The following is a 16,535-nucleotide window of genomic DNA, read 5'->3' as shown; positions in this document are numbered from 1 at the left end:
CTGCGGTGATTATTCAAAGAAGCTTTCCTTAATGGAGCGCAAATCAACAGACCTATTTTAAAAGAGGATGATTATGGGGGTTCAAAACTTTTTTAATAAATTATCAAAATACCATTGAAAAAATAGAGATAGGTGGTACAATCAACTTAAAGGTTATACGTACAAGTTGAAAGGTGATTTTACATTAACTGTATACTTGTAAGGTGGAAAGAAAAGAATTAGACTTTATACTTTCATTCTTGTACGGATGACATGGTAGTGGAATTATGGAAGCGTTTAATTAACGAGAAGTAATAGGATGAACATTTTATGAAACTTAAAAAAAATCATATTTTTGTAAACGTATTCTTACATAAAAGGCAGGGTGATAAGTAATGACCAAATATTCGATTGGTGTAGATTATGGAACACAATCAGGAAGAGCGGTACTTGTTGAAGTAGGAACAGGGAGAGAGGTTGCTACAGCTGTTAAGGAATATACACATGGGGTAATGGATGAGTTTTTACCTGATGGAAAAACAAAGTTGGAACACGATTGGGCTTTGCAGCATCCAGCTGATTACCTGGAAGTCTTAGAAATTACAATTCCAGAAGTATTAACAAAAGCACAAGTTTCAGCAGAAGATGTGATTGGATTAGGAATAGATTTTACTGCTTGTACGGTCCTGCCGATTGATAAAAATGGAACACCTTTATGTTTTCAACCAGAACTAAGCAGCAATCCTCACAGTTATGTAAAGCTATGGAAACACCATGCGGCACAAGACGAAGCAAATCGTTTAAATGAAATTGCTGAAGCACGTGGGGAAAAGTTCTTAGCCCGCTATGGCGGAAAAATTTCATCTGAATGGATGATTCCAAAAGTTTGGCAAATTTTAAATGAAGCACCAGAAATTTATGATGGTGCAGATCAAATACTTGAAGCAACTGATTGGGTTATTTCTCAATTAACGGGAGAAATCACCCGTAACAGCTGTACGGCTGGTTACAAAGCAATTTGGCATAAGCAAGATGGTTATCCATCACAGGATTTCTTTAAGGCGCTTGATCCACGTTTGGAGAATGTAGTAGAGGGAAAATTATCAACAAAGATATTCCCGATTGGTGCGAAAGCCGGAGAAATCACTGAAAAAGCAGCAAAGTTAACAGGGTTGAAACCTGGTACCGCAGTTGCTGTAGCGAATGTAGACGCTCATGTTGCGGTTCCGGCAGTAGGAATTACCGAGCCCGGGAAATTGTTAATGATTATGGGAACCTCAACCTGTCACATACTGCTTGGGGAAGAAGAAAAAGTAGTACCGGGTATGTGTGGTGTCGTTGAAGATGGTGTAATTCCTGGATACATGGGATATGAAGCAGGACAATCCTGTGTAGGCGACCACTTTGAATGGTTTACAGAAAACTGTGTACCTACAAGTTATCAAGAAGAAGCAAATGCTAGAGGAATTAATATTCACCAGCTATTAACCGAAAAAGCTAGCAAACTACAAGTGGGTGAAAGTGGACTTTTGGCATTAGATTGGTGGAATGGCAATCGTTCTACTCTTGTTGACGCTGACCTGACTGGAGTATTGTTAGGCGCTACATTACTAACGAAACCAGAAGAAATCTACCGGGCATTAATCGAAGCGACAGCTTATGGCACTAGGATGATTGTAGAGACTTTCAGAAACAATGGAGTGCCAGTAAACGAAGTATTCGCAGCTGGAGGCATTGCTGAAAAAAATACAATGATGATGCAAATTTACTCAGATGTATTAGATATGGATATTAAAATTTCTGCTTCATCTCAAACACCTGCACTAGGCTCTGCCATGTTCGGTGCAGTTGCAGCAGGAAAAGACCGCGGTGGCTACGATAGTATTACGGATGCTGCAAAGGATATGGGCCGAGTAAAAGATTATATCTATCAACCTATTAAATCTAATGCAGACGTATATAATCAGCTTTTCAATGAGTATGCCCGTTTATATGATTACTTTGGACGCGGCGAAAATAATGTAATGAAGACATTGAAAAAAATTAAGAGGGATAGCTCCTTAGAGAAAACGGAGGAGACAGTATGTTAGAAAAATTGAAAAAAGATGTTTTGGAAGCTAATTTACAGCTTCCAAAACATGAACTTGTTACGTTTACATGGGGAAATGTTAGTGGAATTGATCGTGACCAAGGACTCGTAGTTATTAAACCCAGCGGTGTTCCATATGAAGAACTAACACTAGAGGATATGGTGGTAGTAGATTTGGAAGGAAACATCATCGAAGGAACAAAGCGTCCTTCTTCTGATACGCCAACACATCTTTCACTTTATCGCTCCTTTCAACATGTAGGTGGAATTGTACATACACATTCACCTTGGGCAACTGCTTGGGCACAGGCAGGTCGTTCCATTCCTGCTTTAGGTACAACTCATGCAGATTATTACTATGGTGAAATACCTTGCACACGCACATTAACAAAAGATGAAATAACGAGGGCATATGAGTTGGAAACAGGCAATGTCATTATTGAAACATTTGAAACTGGAGGTATTGATCCGTTAGCAATGCCAGGTGTACTCGTTTCAAATCATGCACCATTTTGTTGGGGGAAAGATGCCAATCAGGCTGTCCACAATGCAGTGGTACTTGAAGAAGTAGCCAAAATGGCCCTTCATACATTCCAATTAAATTCACAAATAGAACCGATTGATCAATTTTTGTTAGATAAGCACTATCTTCGCAAGCACGGCGTGAATGCCTACTATGGTCAAAAATAGAAGTAAAAATATTAACTCATTTTCATATTAAGAAATTACGAATCTATCAAATATACAATATCCTAAGGGGGAGCTACCTTGTTAACTACGAAAGCGTATGAATATTGGTTTGTCACTGGAAGTCAATTACTCTATGGAGAAGATGTACTAAGAGCAGTAGAAGAAAATTCAAAAACGATTGTGAATGGTCTGGATGATGACTCAGCTGTTCCTTATAAACTCGTATTCAAATCCGTTGTAAAAGATTCAGATGCGATTCGTAAATTGATTTTAGAAGCAAATTCAGATGAAAATTGTGCAGGTATTATTACTTGGATGCACACCTTCTCACCATCAAAAATGTGGATTGCAGGACTAACTGCACTTCAAAAACCACTATTACATTTAGCTACTCAATTTAATCGTGATATTCCATGGGATTCCATTGATATGGATTTCATGAACTTAAATCAATCTGCACATGGTGACCGTGAGCATGGTTTTATCCACAGCCGCATGAATATTAAGCGTAAGGTAGTGGTTGGACACTGGGAAAATCCTGAAGTAAGAGAGCGTATTGGCAGCTGGATGCGTACAGCAGCAGCGTTTGCAGAAAGCAAAAACCTTAAAGTAGCAAGATTTGGCGATAATATGCGTCAGGTAGCAGTTACAGAAGGTGACAAAGTCGAAGCACAAATTAAATTTGGCTGGACTGTTAATGGATATGGTGTGGGTGACTTAGTTCAAAAAATGAATGAGGTAACTGACCAAGAATTAGATCAGCTTTTAGCTGAATATGAAGAGCTTTATGATATTGTGCCTGAAGGTCTTACAGAAGGTCCAGTGAGAGACTCTATTCGTTATCAAGCTAGAATTGAACTAGGAATGAAAGCTTTCTTAACAGAAGGTAACTATACAGCATTTACGACAACTTTTGAAGATTTACATGGTATGCATCAACTGCCAGGTCTTGCTGTTCAACGTTTAATGGAACAGGGCTATGGCTTCGCTGGAGAAGGTGACTGGAAAACTGCCGCATTAGTTAGATTAATGAAAATTATTGCTGGTAACGAAGAGACGTCCTTCATGGAAGACTATACGTATCATTTTGAGCCAGGAAATGAAATGGTACTGGGTGCCCATATGCTTGAGGTATGTCCTACAATTTCAGCAACACGTCCTAAAATTGAGGTTCATCCGCTTGGAATCGGCGGCAAAGAAGACCCTGCGAGAATCGTGTTTGATGGAAAAGGCGGCTCTGCATTAAATGCATCGATTATCGACCTTGGACATCGTTTCCGTTTACTTGTGAATGAAGTTGATGCTGTACAGCCAGAGAAAGAAATGCCAAATCTTCCTGTAGCGAGGGTTTTATGGAAGACACAGCCATCCTTAAGTCAAGCTGTTGAGAATTGGATTCAGGCTGGAGGAGCTCACCATACTGGCTACTCTACTAAAGTAACAACTGAACAATTAAGAGATTTTGCTGAATTAGCTGGTATTGAAATGGTAGTAATCAATAACGATACTAACACTCATGCCTTCAATAATGAACTGCGCTGGAACGACCTTATTTACCGTTAATTCGAAACTTAATTAAACAATCATTTGGGGCTATTAGCAATAATAGCCCTAGTGTTTAATAATAGAACACTAAAAAGTGTTAGAAACAGGAGGCTTAATTCATGTCAAATAATGTCATTGTGAACGCAGATATTACAAAAGGAAAAATAAATAAGAATATTTATGGTCATTTTGCTGAACATCTCGGCAGATGTATTTATGAAGGAATTTGGGTAGGCGAGGATTCTTCTATTCCAAACACAAAAGGAATTCGAAATGATGTCTTAGCTGCATTAAAGAATATTAAAGTTCCTGTCCTTCGCTGGCCAGGCGGGTGCTTTGCAGACGAATATCACTGGAAAGATGGCATTGGTCCAAAAGAAAATCGTAAGCGTATGGTTAATACACATTGGGGCGGCGTTGTAGAAAACAATCACTTTGGAACACATGAATTTATGATGTTATGTGAATTGTTAGAGTGTGAGCCATACATTTGTGGAAACGTAGGAAGCGGTACTGTTCAGGAAATGTCTGAATGGGTTGAATATATGACATTTGAAGGCGAATCTCCAATGGCAAATTGGCGTCGGGAAAATGGCAAAGAGGAACCATGGAAACTAAAATATTTTGGAGTAGGGAACGAAAACTGGGGCTGCGGCGGAAATATGCGTCCTGAATATTATGCAGACCTTTATCGACGTTACCAAACCTATGTAAGAAATTATGGCGGCAACAAGATTTATAAAATTGCTGGCGGTGCGAACGTTGATGACTATAACTGGACCGAAGTGCTAATGAAAAATGCACATTGGCTAATGGATGGCTTAAGCCTCCACTATTACACCATTCCTGGAGATTTCTGGCTTGGAAAAGGATCTGCAGTTGATTTCCCTGAAGATGAATGGTTTATCACGATGAAAAAGGCACTACATATGGATGAATTAATTACAAAACACAGCACGATTATGGATAAATATGATCCAGAAAAACGTGTTGGAATGATTATTGATGAATGGGGAACTTGGTTTGATGTAGAACCAGGAACGAACCCAGGATTCCTATATCAACAAAATACAATTCGTGACGCTCTAGTTGCAGGTTTACATTTTAATATCTTCCACAATCATGCAGACCGCGTTCAAATGACAAATATTGCTCAAACCGTTAATGTCTTGCAGGCAATGATCCTTACTGAAGGAGAGCAGATGATTCTAACTCCAACATACCATGTATTTGATATGTACAAAGTACACCAGGATGCGCAAGTGTTGGCTGTAGATTCAACATTTGGAACCTATGAAAACAATGGGGTTACCTTACCACAAGTAACGGTATCAGCATCTAAAAATACAGAAGGCAAAGTTCACGTCAGCTTATGTAACATTGATCATAAAAATGAAGCAATTATTGATTTAGATCTACGTGGTGTAAATGCAGTAGATTCAAAGGTATCTGGCACCATCCTTACTGCAGATAGTATGAATGCTCATAACACTTTTGAACAGCCAGATGTTGTTAAACCAGCTGAGTTCACTGGAGTGACCGTTGAAAACAACAAATTAGTTATCAAACTTCCAGCTATGTCAGTCGTTACCTTAGTGATTGAATAGAAAAAGGCGGGGAATGAAGTGACTGAAAAGAGTCTATGTAAAGGCTGCACCGAAAGTGTAATGGTAACGGAAGAGGTCATCGAGGAACTTGTGAAAGAAACCGAGGGAGATTTGTCTGTTATTGTGTCCGATGATGTCTACGAAGCAAGATTAAAGAGTTGTACTTCATGTCCGGCCCTGCAATATGGGACCACTTGTGCTCATAGCGGATCAATTGTCCGCTATCGGGCCAAATTTAAAAACAAAGCATGCCCGTTGGCGGGGAATCCAAAGTGGGAAAAGGTTAGCTAGAGAAAGGAATAGTGATGATGGCGACAAACAAAGCTAAGATGATTTTAGAAAAGGATTTTAAAGTCTCTGAAATTGACAATCGTATATATGGGTCCTTTATTGAACATTTAGGACGGGCAGTCTATGGGGGTATTTACGAACCAGGACATCCTCAGGCAGATGAAAATGGATTCCGCCAAGATGTTATTGAAATGGTAAAAGAACTTCAAGTTCCGCTTGTACGTTATCCTGGTGGAAACTTTGTTTCAGGATATAACTGGGAAGATGGTGTAGGACCAGTTGAAAGTCGTCCACGCCGCCTCGAGTTAGCTTGGCGTACCACAGAAACAAACGAAATGGGTACAAATGAGTTTATGAAGTGGGCACAGCTGGTAAACGCCGATGTTAACATGGCAGTAAACCTAGGAACTCGAGGAATTGACGCTGCAAGAAACCTAGTTGAGTATTGCAACCATCCAGGCGGTTCCTATTACAGTGATTTACGTATCTCACATGGGGTAAAGGATCCATATAAAATTAAGACTTGGTGTCTGGGGAACGAAATGGATGGTCCATGGCAAATCGGGCATAAAACTGCAGCTGAATATGGGCGTCTAGCACAGGAAACCGCAAAAGCAATGAAGTGGGTAGATCCAACTATCGAGCTTGTTGCATGTGGAAGCTCGCACCGTAACATGCCGACATTTGCTGATTGGGAAGCAACTGTTCTTGACCATACTTATGACCATGTTGAATTTATTTCCCTTCATCAATATTATGGTAACCGCGATAATGATATCTCAAATTATTTAGCATTATCACTTGAGATGGATGATTTTATTCGCTCCGTTATTTCAATTGCTGACTATATTAAAGCAAAAAAACGTGGAAAAAAGAAAATTAACCTTGCCTTTGATGAATGGAATGTTTGGTACCATAGCAATGAAGCAGATAAACAAATTGAGCCCTGGAGTATTGCACCTCCGCAGCTTGAAGATATTTATAATTTCGAAGATGCATTATTAGTAGGTTGTATGCTTATCACGATGTTAAAGCATGCCGATCGCTTAAAAATCGCTTGTCTTGCTCAATTGGTCAATGTAATTGCACCAATTATGACTGAAAATAATGGACCTGCATGGAAGCAAACGATTTTCTATCCATATATGCATACTTCTGTTTATGGTAGAGGGGTTTCGTTAAATCCAATAATCTCAAGTCCTAAATATGATAGTAAGGACTTCACGGATGTTCCATATTTAGAGTCTACTGCCGTTTATAATGAAGAAAATGAACAGTTAACCATCTTTGCGGTTAACCGCCACCTTGAAGAAGGCTTAGAGTTAGCAGTGGACATTCGTAATTTCGAAGGATATGAAGTAGTAGAACACATTGTTCTTGAAAATGACGGTAACGTAAAGCAAACCAATTCAGCCCAAGGAACTCCAGTAGCACCACACTCTAACGGTAATGCAAAATCGGAGAATGGCGGAGTTACAGCAGTTTTACCTAAACTTTCTTGGAACGTAATTCGCTTAGCAAAGCGTAAGTAATATTGAATGATTTCCATACCTTCTTCGTCAACAGTTTCGTGATGGAAAAGGTATGGAAGCATTTTACTTAATCATTTCCTAACGGGATGGAAAGGCAGGACGAATATGAAGGTAGTAAAAGAAGAGTTTGGAAGTAAAGACAACCAAACCGTTTTTTTATTTAATTTGATAAATAATCATGGAGTTGAAATTGGCTGCATTAACTACGGCTGTATCATCACTAAAATAATAACACCTGATAAAGACGGTAACTTTGAAAACATCGTTGTTGGTTATGACACACTAATTGAATATGAAAAGGATTCATATTTCTTAGGTGCTGCGATTGGGCGTGTTGCAGGAAGAATAAAGGCAGGATCGTTTGAACTTGATGGTCATACCTTTTACCTCGCTCAAAATGAAAACAATAACCATCTTCATGGTGGAATTAAAGGCTTTAACCAAGTAATTTGGGATGCTGAAATTATTGAAAGTGAACAAGAAGCTGCTGTTCGTTTCACCTATTTGAGCCCAAATGGTGAAGAAGGCTATCCTGGTACCCTAAAGGTTTCTGTTACATATACGTTAAATAATAAAAATGAGTTTTCTATTCATTATTCCGGCATTTCAGACGAGAAAACTTTGTTAAACATGACCAATCATTCTTATTTCAATTTAAGCGGGGATTTAAAAAGGGATATCCTAAACCATTCTTTAATGATAAAAAGCGATAAGTTTCTTGAACTAAATGACGAACTCCTTCCAACCGGAGAAATGCTAGATGTGAAAGGTACAGCTTTTGATTTTACATCTGAAAGACTAATCCAGACAGGTGTAATCTCAGAGCATCCGCAAAACAAGCTTGCAGGTGAAGGGTACGATCACCCATTTCTTTTAAATAAACAGCATAATAATGAAATCGTTCTGAAGGATTCAGAGAGCGGACGTACATTGACAATTGAAACAGATGAGGTTGGTGTTGTCGTTTATTCAGGTAATCAGATGAAATCAGAAGGCTTAATTTCCGGAGTACCTTCCAGGAAATATTTGGGGATATGTCTGGAGACACAGGGACTTCCGGATGCAATCCACCATCAACAGTTTCCTTCTTGGATTTTAGAAAAGGATGAAGAGTATTCATCTAAAACCATTTATAGGTTTGGAATTGAAAATAACTAATCTAGGATAAGTTTAAGTAGGAGCAGGAGGAACAATAGGTGGAAGAATATATTCGTGAACTTATGACTCTAGCCCATAAATGTGATTGTGGAAACGATCACAATTCCATACCAATTGAAAAAATTGTTGTAGCTAATGGTGCATTTGCAGATGCTGCGGTTTTTGTGAAAAACAAGGCCTTCAAACATGCTCACTTAATTGCTGATGAGAACACCTTCCACGCTGCTGGGAAACAGTTATCACACCATCTTACCGAAGAAAATATTGGTTTTTCTGTATGTCTGATTCAGCCTGACGCAAATAATGATGTAGTCGCTGATGAGAAATCATTAGTCCAAGCTTTATTGGAATTACCACAAGAAGCGGATGCAATTTTAGCTGTAGGGGCAGGCACCTTGCATGATATCGCTCGATTTACCAGTGCAAAAACAGGAGTTCCATTCATATCTGTTCCAACAGCACCTTCTGTAGATGGATTTACAAGCCTGGGTGCTCCACTGATTATTAGAGGAGTAAAAACAACGTTTCAAATGACAGCGCCAATGGCCCTATTTGCTGATTTAGCTGTATTGAAGAATTCGCCACAAAAAATGATTGCTGCAGGATTTGGTGATATGCTGGCAAAATATACATCACTTGCAGATTGGAAATTTGGTCATCTTGTAAATGGAGAATCATATTGTCCTCTGGCTGCAAAAATTACTCGTGAGGCGTTGGAGTCTTGTGTTGAAAGAGTCGAGAAAATATCAATAGGTGATGAGGCAGGAATTCGAATTCTAATTGAAGCCCTCATTAAGTCCGGACTAGCAATGCTACTATATGGACAATCTCACCCAGCTTCAGGCGGGGAACACCATCTTTCACACTATTGGGAAATGGAATTTCTACAACAAAACCGCCCAGCTGTTCTTCATGGAGCAAAGGTTGGGGTCTCTACTTCACTCCTTGCAGATATATATAAGAAAGAATTTATCGAGTATATTACGAATTCAGAGAGGTTAGCTTCTCTTGCAGATCACCAACTCGTAAAGAATATTATTGCAAATTCACTTGAAATTACTGCCTTGTACAATGAGATTCCAAGTTCGTCACAGCTTGGTGGACTTTTAGCTAAATTGGGTGGTGCAACGTTACCTAAGCAGCTTGGAATTGATGATGACCTTGTAACAAGAAGCTTATCTGAAGCGCATAATCTGAGAAACCGATTCACGGCTTTAAAGTTTTTAAATGAGGCCGTCAATTATCTTTATATGTGAACTCTCTTAAAAAGAAAGGTGAAATAGAATGCAAAAGGTAGAAACTTTAAATAATCCCATTGTCGAGCAGCGAGCAGATCCATGGGTATATAAGCATACAGATGGTTACTACTATTTCACGGCGTCTGTTCCGGAATATGACAGAATTGAGGTTAGACGGTCCGAAACGATCCAGGGCTTGGGCAGTGCAGAACCTGTAGTTGCATGGAAAAAACATGAAAACGGTCCAATGAGCGCAAACATTTGGGCTCCAGAAATTCATTATATCGATGGTAAATGGTACATCTATTACGCTGCAGCAAGAGAAGATGCGATTTTTGACCATCGTATGTATGTCATTGAGAATGACTCTGCCAATCCATTAGAAGGTAATTGGGTTGAAAAGGGGCAAGTAAAAACAGATTGGGAATCTTTTTCTCTTGATGCCACCACTTTCGAACATAAAGGCCAAAGGTACTATGTCTGGGCTCAAAGTGATCCAAAGATTGAAGGGAATTCTAACCTTTATATCTCTAAAATGGTCAATCCATGGACCATTGAAGGACCTCAGGTAATGATCACTACACCTGAATATGACTGGGAAACAATTGGGTTCTTAGTCAATGAAGGTGCAGCTGTTTTGAAAAGAAATGGTAAAATTTTCATTTCCTATTCAGCCAGTGCAACAGATTACAACTATTGTATGGGGCTATTACAAGCGGATGAAAACAGTGATTTATTAGATCCTTCTTCATGGGTGAAAACAGAGGCACCTGTATTTAAAACAAATGTAGAAAATAGCCAATATGGTCCAGGTCATAACAGCTTTACAGTATCTGAAGACGGCAGCGAAGATATTATCATTTACCATGCACGTAACTATCGTGAAATTGTAGGTGATCCATTATGGGATCCAAACCGCCATACTCGTGCACAAGTGTTCACGTGGAATGAAGATGGAACCCCAAACTTTGGCGAACCTGTACCAGACGCAAAATAAAAGACTGCCATCAGGATTTGGAAGGAGATTTATATGGTTTCTGTAACGAAAGATCAAGCTAAAACAGCAAAGAATTTGATAATTGAGCAGCGAGCGGATCCATGGGTTTATAAACATACAGATGGTTATTATTACTTTACAGCTTCTGTACCAGAATATAATGGTATTGAATTACGACGCTCTAAAACAATTAAAGGGACCGCAGAGGCAGAGCCTGTTATGGTTTGGGAAAAGCATGAAACAGGTTCCATGAGCTCACTGATATGGGCACCAGAAATTCATTATATCAATGGAAGCTGGTACATTTATTTCGCTGCTGCACCATCAAAGGAAATCATCGATGGTCTTTTTCAGCACCGGATGTTTGTGATTGAAAATAATTCAGCTAATCCGCTAGAAGGTAATTGGGAGGAAAAAGGTCAAATTAATACAGATTGGGATTCTTTTGCTCTTGATGCTACTTCTTTTGAGCATAAAGGTCAGCAATACCTTGTTTGGGCACAAAAAGACCCTGATATTAAAGGTAACTCCAATCTTTATATCGCGCCATTAGAAAATCCATGGACGATTAAAGGGCCTCAAATCATGATTGCGAAACCAGAATTTGACTGGGAAACAATTGGATTCTGGGTAAATGAAGGGCCGGCTGTTTTGAAGAGAAACGGAAAAATTTTCATTTCTTTCTCCGGAAGTGCAACCGATGAGAATTATGCAATGGGACTTTTGGCTGCAGATGAAAATAGTGACGTAATGGATCCGAATTCTTGGAATAAATCGAAAGAACCTGTTTTCAAAACGTGCTATGAAACAGGTCAATACGGTCCCGGGCATAATAGCTTCACTGTTTCTGAAGACGGCAGCAAAGATATACTTGTCTACCATGTTAGAAATTATACAGAGATTGTCGGCGACCCGTTGTATGATCCAAACCGCCACACCTGTGCCAAAGAGTTTGCATGGAATCCAGATGGAACGCCTAACTTTGGTACCCCTGTATAATAACTTTGTGAAAAAATGAATAGATAATTTAGAAGAAAAATAGGTTCATATCAGCTATATTGATATGAATCTTTTTCTGTAATTTTTTAAGGTGGGCAAAGCTATGCGAAGTTTAAAAGAGCAAGAAGATAGGCGGTTAACTTTACGTGCGATTACGTGGCCAATATTCATAGAATTGTTTCTGCAAACCATCATGGGAAGCACCGATGTTATAATGCTTTCTCACATTTCTGATGATGTAGTGGCTGCAATAGGAGTAGCAAATCAACTTGTCTTTTTTGCGATTATCCTTTTTAACTTTACAGCATCAGGGACGGCTGTTCTAATCTCGCAATATTTAGGGGCAGGTATGAGAGTGGAGGCTAAACAAGTCTCTGCCATTTCACTATCTATTAATCTGGGTATTGGTTTAGTGGTGAGTCTGCTCCTGGTGATTTTCAAAGGGCCGCTTTTAGAAATCTTTCATCTAGAAGATGACATTGCTGGAATAGGATTTGAGTATCTTTCCATCGTTGGCGGAACGGTGTTTTTGCAATCCGTGTTAGTAACGGTTTCAGCCATTCTGAGAGCAAATGGATTTACAAGGGAAGCAATGTTTGTATCGGTCATGATGAACATCATCCATTTAGCGGGAAATGCATTGGTGATTTATGGATTATTTGGATTCCCAGAAATGGGTGTAAAAGGCGTAGCACTTTCTACTGCAATTAGCAGGGCAGCGGCATTGATCATTGCTTTTGTTTTTATGTATAAGAGACTTCCGATAAGAATTGAATTACAGGATTATTTTGATTTCAATCTAACTCATATTAAAAAAATCATGAAAATTGGAGTACCATCTGCTGGTGAACAGCTAAGCTACAATACCAGTCAAATGGCGATGACAGCGATTATTGCGATGCTGGGTGCAGCAGCTTTATCGACACGGGTTTATACCTGGAATGTGATGTCGTTTATCATGCTGTTTGGTTTAGCATTTGGACAAGGGACACAGATTCTAATAGGATACAAGGTTGGAGCTGGTGATTTTGAAGCGGCCTATCGGCAATTATTAAAGAGTCTAAAGGTTAGTTTTATTATCACCATTTTTATTGCTATCTTTGTTTCAATCTTCCGAGTAAATATCATGAGTTTATTTACCGATAATCAAGAAATTATTAAAACAGGCAGTACCCTTTTACTGCTATGTTTAATTCTAGAACCAGGCAGGACATTTAATCTAGTTGTAATTAACTCACTGCGAGCAACAGGTGATGCCCTTTTTACGGTAAAAATGGGTGTGCTGTCAATGTGGGGAATCGCTGTACCATTATCCTATTTCCTAGGAATTCATTATGGATTAGGTTTAGCAGGGGTATGGATCGCATTCATAACGGATGAATGGCTTCGAGGAATCATTATGTACTATAGATGGAAAAGCAGGGCGTGGGAGAACAAAGTACTTGTCCAGAAAAAACAAAGAATACCGATTAGCTAGATAGACTATTAAATTGGTGAAGGAGAATAATAGATGAAATATCGCAGGTTAGGAAATAGTGGTTTGAAAATTAGTGAACTTGGGCTGGGAAGCTGGCTTACTTATGGAAAATCAGTAAATAATCAAACCGCATATGATTGTATTCATAAGGCATATGAACTGGGGATTAACTTTTTTGATACGGCAAATGCCTATGAGAACGGGAGAGCAGAGGAAGTTCTAGGGGAGGCGTTGAAAGAGTATCCAAGGAGTTCCTATGTCGTTGCAACAAAGTTATTCTTTCCGATGGGCCCAGGACCCAATGACCGTGGTCTTTCAAGAAAGCATATTATGGAGCAATGTGATGCCAGCTTAAAACGCTTAGGATTGGATTATATTGATCTCTATCAATGCCACCGTTTTGACCCGGAGGTACCAATGGAAGAAACATTGTATGCACTCGATGATTTGGTTAGGCAAGGGAAAATACTATATGCGGGTGTGAGTGAATGGAGTGCTGCTCAAATTGAGAAAGCAGCAGGAATCGGCAAAGCCTGTCAGTTAAGACCGATAATTTCTAACCAGCCAATCTATAACATGCTTGAAAGGTATATTGAAAGAGAGGTTCTGCCTGTTTCCACTGAAAACGGGATGGGCCAGATTGTCTTTTCGCCTTTGGCACAGGGCATTTTAACAGGTAAATATAAACCAAATACAGAAAAACCAGCAGATAGCCGGGCGGCAAATGATTCGGTAAACTTTGTGATTAATAGCTATTTTCGTGATGATGTGCTTACCTCTGTCCAAAAACTAAACAGCTTGGCAGCTGAATTAGGAGTTACTCTAAGCCAGTTATCACTAGCTTGGATTCTGCGCCATCCAGGTATTAGTACTGCTATTGTTGGGGCAAGCAAACCGCAGCAGGTTGAGGAAAATGTAAAAGCTGTTGATATTAACCTCGATCATGAAGTTTTAAAGGAAATTGAACTAATTCTAGAAGAAATAAAAGACTTTGCACCAAGAAGATAATAATCAAGTTAAAGAACGGTGGGTTCGATGAAAAAGATATATAAACATGGAGAATTACTAATAAGGGAAGTCAGCCATACTCAAATTTCGAATGACACTATTTCATTTTGGAATCTAGGACAAGCTGGTATTTTACTAAAAGGAAGACCTGAGGATGGATTCATTGTCATTGATCCTTATCTGACAAAGAGTATCGAAGAGTCAAATTCAGAGACTGAATTTATAAGGGCATATTCTCCAGTTCTATCACCAGAGATGCTTCAGGGCATAAATGGGGTAGTCATTACGCATGAACATGATGATCATATGGATTTACCAACATTAGATAAAATAGCTGCAGGTTCAGAAGATACTGTGTTTACAGTCCCTGCTCCGCTTGTATCGTTACTTGAAAACAAAGTTGCAATTTCCAGCCTAATCGCCGCAAAAGCTCATGAACCTTTTAGGATTAAAGGTTTTATTATTACACCTGTTCCAGCAGCGCACATCGAATATGAAGTGGATACTCATGGTAACTTTTATTCATTGGGGTATTTCATTGAAGTAAATGGGATTCGTCTTTTTCATAGCGGTGATACAGTGGTTACACCCTTGCTTATTGAGAAGGTAAAAGAGTTTAACCCACATGTAGCTTTCTTACCGATTAATGGAGGGGATTACTTTCGCACTTCTCGGGGGATTATTGGAAATATGAATTTTCGTGAAGCTGCTGAGTTTTCTGTTGCAGTAGGGGTGGACCTTATCCTACCTATTCATTTTGATATGTTTCCTACTAATCGAGAAAATCCTGCCTATTTTGTTGATTATCTATTTCACCATTATCCAAACCAAAAATTCCATATGATGGTACCGGGTGAAAGATTTATTTACCATAAATAAAGAGAGGAGAATTATTTTGCATAATAACAAAGGCTTTGACAACGTTAACTTTTACGAAATGAATTGGGAGCTGAAGGGGGATTTAGGAGCGCATGATCCTGTTTTGGCGAAAGAGGGTTCACGCTGGTATGTATTTTACACAGGAAAAGGAATTCAGATAAAGTCTTCTGAAGATGGAGTTAACTGGAAGCAGGAAAAGCCAATATTTTCATCTTTGCCTGAATGGAGTAAAGAGTTCGTGCCTGAAAAAACAGAGGACAGCATTTGGGCGCCAGATATCTATTATCATAATGGAATCTATTATATATACTATTCTGTATCTACGTTTGGAAAAAATACTTCAGCAATAGGTTTAGTGACGAATACAACAATTAATCCTGAAAATCCTGAATATGAATGGAAGGACAGAGGACATGTCATCCATTCAACGGAAGCTGATAATTACAATGCGATTGACGCGAATTTAATTTTTGATCAAGAAGGACTGCCATGGTTAAATTTCGGCTCCTTCTGGGCCGGAATCAAACTATTTCAATTGGATCCTGTGAGTATGAAAAGAGCAGAAGGTGCGGAACTGCTTTCTATTTCAAGCAGAACAGAACAGCCTAATACGATTGAAGCTCCTTTTATCGTGTACCGAAACGGCTTTTATTATCAGTTTGTATCCTTTGATTTTTGCTGCCGAGGAGTAGAGAGTACGTATAAAATCGTCGTAGGAAGGTCAGAGAATATTACTGGCCCTTATTCAGATAAAAATGGCGTTTCAATGATGGAGGGCGGCGGAACATTAATCGATGCAGGCGATGAGCGCTGGATTGGACCAGGACATTGTGCCGTTTATTTTTCCGACAACTCTTCCGTTCTCGTCAACCATGCCTATGATTCTATGAAAAAGGGAAAGCCTACTTTGCAAATTAGACCCTTGTATTGGGATAATGAAGGATGGCCGCATCTATAAAGTCTGCTGTTTTACAAATAAAATAAATATGATAGGGAGAGCATGCCCATTTGGGTATGCTCTCTATTGCGGTATTAGTTAAATGCAT

14 protein-coding genes are annotated in these 16,535 nt (G+C 39.2%); all 14 read left to right on the top strand.

Going from position 1 to position 16,535, the window contains the following annotated elements:
- The first annotated feature begins 374 nt into the window (after window positions 1-374).
- The 14 genes from araB to CHI06_RS09125 all read left to right on the top strand — a co-directional run bounded on the left by araB (window position 375) and on the right by CHI06_RS09125 (window position 16,447).
- Window positions 375-2,069 carry a ribulokinase gene (gene araB / locus CHI06_RS09190; RefSeq protein WP_095248203.1) on the top strand — a complete coding sequence of 565 codons (1,695 nt, stop codon included), beginning with the start codon at window positions 375-377 and terminating at the stop codon, window positions 2,067-2,069.
- Window positions 2,063-2,758: an L-ribulose-5-phosphate 4-epimerase gene (gene araD, locus CHI06_RS09185; RefSeq protein WP_095248202.1), complete on the top strand. Its 696-nt coding sequence runs from the start codon at window positions 2,063-2,065 to the stop codon at window positions 2,756-2,758. Before araB ends, araD begins: the two co-directional genes overlap by 7 nt.
- A 78-nt stretch (window positions 2,759-2,836) precedes the next feature.
- Window positions 2,837-4,321, top strand: coding sequence for an L-arabinose isomerase (gene araA / locus CHI06_RS09180; protein ID WP_095248201.1), 1,485 nt, complete (start codon window positions 2,837-2,839; stop codon window positions 4,319-4,321).
- A 101-nt stretch (window positions 4,322-4,422) separates the two neighbouring features.
- A complete protein-coding gene (locus tag CHI06_RS09175; protein WP_095248200.1) occupies window positions 4,423-5,910 on the top strand; it encodes an alpha-N-arabinofuranosidase in 1,488 nt (495 codons plus the stop codon).
- Between the two features lie 18 nt (window positions 5,911-5,928).
- Window positions 5,929-6,201 carry a DUF6171 family protein gene (locus tag CHI06_RS09170; protein ID WP_095248199.1) on the top strand — a complete coding sequence of 91 codons (273 nt, stop codon included), beginning with the start codon at window positions 5,929-5,931 and terminating at the stop codon, window positions 6,199-6,201.
- 17 nt (window positions 6,202-6,218) lie between these two features.
- Entirely contained in the window at window positions 6,219-7,733 is a 1,515-nt protein-coding gene (gene arfA, locus CHI06_RS09165; RefSeq protein ID WP_095248198.1) for an arabinosylfuranosidase ArfA, read from the top strand.
- Window positions 7,734-7,838: 105 nt separating this feature from the next.
- Window positions 7,839-8,891, top strand: a complete 1,053-nt coding sequence (locus CHI06_RS09160; RefSeq protein WP_095248196.1) for an aldose epimerase family protein — start codon at window positions 7,839-7,841, stop codon at window positions 8,889-8,891.
- A gap of 38 nt (window positions 8,892-8,929) precedes the next feature.
- A complete protein-coding gene (locus CHI06_RS09155; RefSeq protein WP_257009218.1) occupies window positions 8,930-10,147 on the top strand; it encodes a sn-glycerol-1-phosphate dehydrogenase in 1,218 nt (405 codons plus the stop codon).
- Between the two features lie 28 nt (window positions 10,148-10,175).
- Window positions 10,176-11,126, top strand: a complete 951-nt coding sequence (locus CHI06_RS09150) for a glycoside hydrolase family 43 protein (RefSeq protein WP_095248195.1) — start codon at window positions 10,176-10,178, stop codon at window positions 11,124-11,126.
- Between the two features lie 33 nt (window positions 11,127-11,159).
- A complete protein-coding gene (locus CHI06_RS09145) occupies window positions 11,160-12,125 on the top strand; it encodes a glycoside hydrolase family 43 protein (protein WP_095248193.1) in 966 nt (321 codons plus the stop codon).
- A gap of 103 nt (window positions 12,126-12,228) precedes the next feature.
- Window positions 12,229-13,602, top strand: coding sequence for an MATE family efflux transporter (locus tag CHI06_RS09140; RefSeq protein ID WP_095248192.1), 1,374 nt, complete (start codon window positions 12,229-12,231; stop codon window positions 13,600-13,602).
- A gap of 33 nt (window positions 13,603-13,635) precedes the next feature.
- Entirely contained in the window at window positions 13,636-14,610 is a 975-nt protein-coding gene (locus CHI06_RS09135) for an aldo/keto reductase family protein (protein ID WP_095248190.1), read from the top strand.
- A 27-nt stretch (window positions 14,611-14,637) separates the two neighbouring features.
- Window positions 14,638-15,489, top strand: coding sequence for an MBL fold metallo-hydrolase (locus tag CHI06_RS09130; protein ID WP_095248188.1), 852 nt, complete (start codon window positions 14,638-14,640; stop codon window positions 15,487-15,489).
- A 16-nt stretch (window positions 15,490-15,505) separates the two neighbouring features.
- Window positions 15,506-16,447, top strand: coding sequence for a family 43 glycosylhydrolase (locus tag CHI06_RS09125; protein ID WP_257009217.1), 942 nt, complete (start codon window positions 15,506-15,508; stop codon window positions 16,445-16,447).
- The last annotated feature ends 88 nt before the right edge of the window (window positions 16,448-16,535 follow it).

Origin of the sequence: Bacillus sp. 7884-1 (assembly GCF_002272245.1) — a bacterium.
GTDB lineage: Bacteria > Bacillota > Bacilli > Bacillales > Cytobacillaceae > Neobacillus.
Note: the sequence above shows the minus strand (reverse complement) of the source record. Positions and strands in the feature narration are given on the sequence as shown.